6 protein-coding genes and 1 tRNA gene are annotated in these 2,908 nt (G+C 27.7%); all 7 read left to right on the top strand.

Annotation, left to right across the window (positions count from 1 at the left end):
- Positions 1-159 precede the first annotated feature (159 nt).
- The 7 genes from rplM (at position 160) to rpmB (ending at position 2,806) form a co-directional block, all read left to right on the top strand.
- Positions 160-594 carry a 50S ribosomal protein L13 gene (rplM, locus tag ACXX86_RS03990; protein ID WP_436358834.1) on the top strand — a complete coding sequence of 145 codons (435 nt, stop codon included), beginning with the start codon at positions 160-162 and terminating at the stop codon, positions 592-594.
- Positions 594-1,016, top strand: a complete 423-nt coding sequence (rpsI, locus tag ACXX86_RS03995; protein WP_436358835.1) for a 30S ribosomal protein S9 — start codon at positions 594-596, stop codon at positions 1,014-1,016. The genes rplM and rpsI overlap by 1 nt, the downstream gene beginning before the upstream one ends.
- A gap of 58 nt (positions 1,017-1,074) precedes the next feature.
- Positions 1,075-1,151: transfer RNA gene (locus ACXX86_RS04000), tRNA-Ile, on the top strand.
- A 250-nt stretch (positions 1,152-1,401) separates the two neighbouring features.
- Positions 1,402-2,043, top strand: a complete 642-nt coding sequence (infC, locus tag ACXX86_RS04005) for a translation initiation factor IF-3 (RefSeq protein ID WP_436359214.1) — start codon at positions 1,402-1,404, stop codon at positions 2,041-2,043.
- Complete coding sequence (gene rpmI, locus ACXX86_RS04010) at positions 2,033-2,212, top strand: 50S ribosomal protein L35 (protein WP_458561189.1); 180 nt, start codon at positions 2,033-2,035, stop codon at positions 2,210-2,212. The genes infC and rpmI overlap by 11 nt, the downstream gene beginning before the upstream one ends.
- Before the next feature lie 23 nt (positions 2,213-2,235).
- Positions 2,236-2,589 carry a 50S ribosomal protein L20 gene (gene rplT / locus ACXX86_RS04015; protein WP_436358837.1) on the top strand — a complete coding sequence of 118 codons (354 nt, stop codon included), beginning with the start codon at positions 2,236-2,238 and terminating at the stop codon, positions 2,587-2,589.
- Between the two features lie 19 nt (positions 2,590-2,608).
- A complete protein-coding gene (gene rpmB, locus ACXX86_RS04020) occupies positions 2,609-2,806 on the top strand; it encodes a 50S ribosomal protein L28 (RefSeq protein WP_436358838.1) in 198 nt (65 codons plus the stop codon).
- Positions 2,807-2,908: the final 102 nt, after the last annotated feature.

Genomic DNA, 2,908 nt, shown 5'->3' on the forward strand with positions numbered 1-2,908 from the left:
AAAGAGGACATTTTGATTAGTAAATACCCCGGGACATTTTGATTAATAATTTGCAAAAAGATTTGGTTTTATAAAAAAAAGTATTATAATTTAAAAGCAATATTTATTAAATACCTGTTACATTATTAAATAAATTATTAAATTATCAAGGAAGGAACAATGAGACAAACAACTATTGTTAAGCATCTTGAAACAGACAAAAAATGATATGTTATTGATGCAGAAGGACAAGTTTTAGGGCGTTTAGCAACTTTAGCTGCTACTTATTTAAGAGGAAAAAATAAACCTACATTTACTCCAAATGTTGATATGGGAGATAACATTATTGTTATAAATGCAGAAAAAGTAATTTTAACTGCAAACAAAGATGAAAATAAAATTTATTATTCACACTCAGGTTATCCAGGTGGATTAAAATCAATTAAAGCAAAAGATTTAAGAGCAAAAAAACCAGCAGCTATTGTTGAAAAAGCAATTAGAGGAATGTTACCACACACAAAATTAGGAAATAGACAAAGAGTAAATTTATTTGTATATGCTGGACCTGAACATAAACATGAAGCACAAAAACCAATGAAATTAGAGGTTAAATAATGGCTAAAGAAATGAAAAATCAAAAAATGTTAACTGGAACATTCTATCGTGGTTTAGGAAGAAGAAAATCTTCTACTGCAAGAGTTATCTTAAAACCAGGAAAAGGAAAATTTACAATTAATAAAAGAGAAGCTAAAGACTATTTAATGTCAGATCTTTTAATTAAAGATGCTTTACAACCTTTAACTATTACAGAAACAGAAGGAACATGAGACATTATCGTTAATGCTTCTGGTGGTGGTTTATCTGGGCAAGCTGGAGCAATTAGATTAGGAATAGCAAGAGCTTTATTAGAATCTTCAAAAGATTATAAACCTAATTTAAGAGAAACAGGTATGTTAACAAGAGATGCAAGATCTAAAGAACGTAAAAAATACGGACTTAGAAAAGCACGTAGAGCAAGACAATTTTCTAAACGTTAATATAAAACACACATTTTGTGATATAATTTGTATGCAATTTGCATATAAATTTATTAATGGGAGCGTAGCTCAGACGGTTAGAGCACACGACTGATAATCGTGAGGTCGATGGTTCGATTCCATTCGTTCCCACCATTTCAAATTTTGACCAAAAGCAATTATTTGCTTTTTTTATTTGCTTTTTTTGCAAAAAAATATATAATTTAATAGCAATAGATAAAAATTGCAGAAAGTAGATTAATCTCTCACCTAATGGTTATTCCATGGGTATGCTACAATTTTGTTTATAAACTATTTTATTATTAAATTGTATCTAATTGAGAGAAAGTGGTGTATTACCACTTTATTTTATTTAAATTCGTAAGGAGAAAGAGTTATTAGTAAATTAAATAACAATTTTGGGAATAAAAAAAAGCCACAACAAGAACATTTTGTTAATGAAAATATTCCCTTTTCAAAAATTTTCGTAATAAATTCAGACAACAGTCAAGTTGGTGTTCTTTCTAAAAATGAAGCTATCGAAATGGCGAAAGAACAAAAAATGGACTTAGTTATTATTTCTATTGATAATTCAGGTGACAAACCTAAGCCAATAGGAAGAATAATGGATTATGGAAAATTTAAATATGAAAGAAAGAAAAAACAAAAGGAAGTAAAAGAAAAACAAACTTTTGTTAATAATAGAGAAATTAGACTAACTCCAGGAATAAACATTAAAGATATAGAGACCAAAGCAAGAAAAGCTAGAGAATTTCTTTTAGATGGAGATAGAGTAAAAATTTCTTTAAAATTTAGAGGTAGAGAGGCTTCTAGACCTGAACTTGGTAAAGTTGTTTTAGATAAATTTTATGAATACATTTCTGACATAGCTAAAATTACAAAAGATGCACAGCAAAATGAAAGATTTTTAGATATGTATGTTGAAAGGGATAAAAAGAAATTACCACATTTGACAAGTTCTAAAAAAGAAAAAGAATTAAAACAAGAAGAGAAAGGTAAAACCGAAAATGCCAAAAATGAAAACTAAATCCTCTTTAAAAAAGAGATTAAAAGTTACAGGAAGTGGAAAAGTTAAAAGAGGACAAGCTTATAGATCTCATTTAGCTCAAAACAAAACAACTAAACAAAAAAGACACGCAAGAAAAGCTACATTAGTTTCTGCATCAGATTTAAAAAGAATAAAAGGTTTATTTTAATAACATAGAAAGAGGTAACAACAATGAGAGTTAAAGGTGGAACTGTTACAAGACAAAGAAGAAAAAAATGATTAAAATTAGCTAAAGGATATTGAGGACATAAATCAATAGGATTTAAAGTTGCAAAACAAGCAGTTGTTAAATCTTGAACTTATGCTTTTAGAGATAGAAAACAAGTAAAAAGAGATTTTAGAAAATTATGAATAGCAAGAATTAATGCTGCTTCTAGACCTCTTGGAATTACATATTCTCAATTAATTAACGGACTTAAAAAAGCTAATATTGAAGTTAATAGAAAAATGCTTTCAGAACTTGCGATTCATCATCATGAAGTTTTTGAAACTATCATTAAACAAGCAAAAAGTGCTTTAAAATAATTAGAAAAGGAGAATAAATATGGCAAGAAAAGATGCAATAACAGGAAAAGGTCCTATGGTGGGAAATAAAAGATCTCACGCTTTAAATGCTACTAAAAGAACTTTTAGATTAAACTTGCAAAAAATGAAAATACTTAATGAAAAAGGGCAAGTTGTTACAATTAAAGTAAGTGCAAAAACAGCAAGAACTTTACGTAAAAACGGTAAATCAAACTAGTTTTTAATTAATATAACAAAAAATAACCTAAAAATTTTTAGGTTATTTGGTAGTGTAAGATATTTTGTGTAAATTTCTCTTGCTTACTTTTTAGTAAGAGAT

It is taken from the genome of Mycoplasma sp. CB776 (assembly GCF_054343395.1).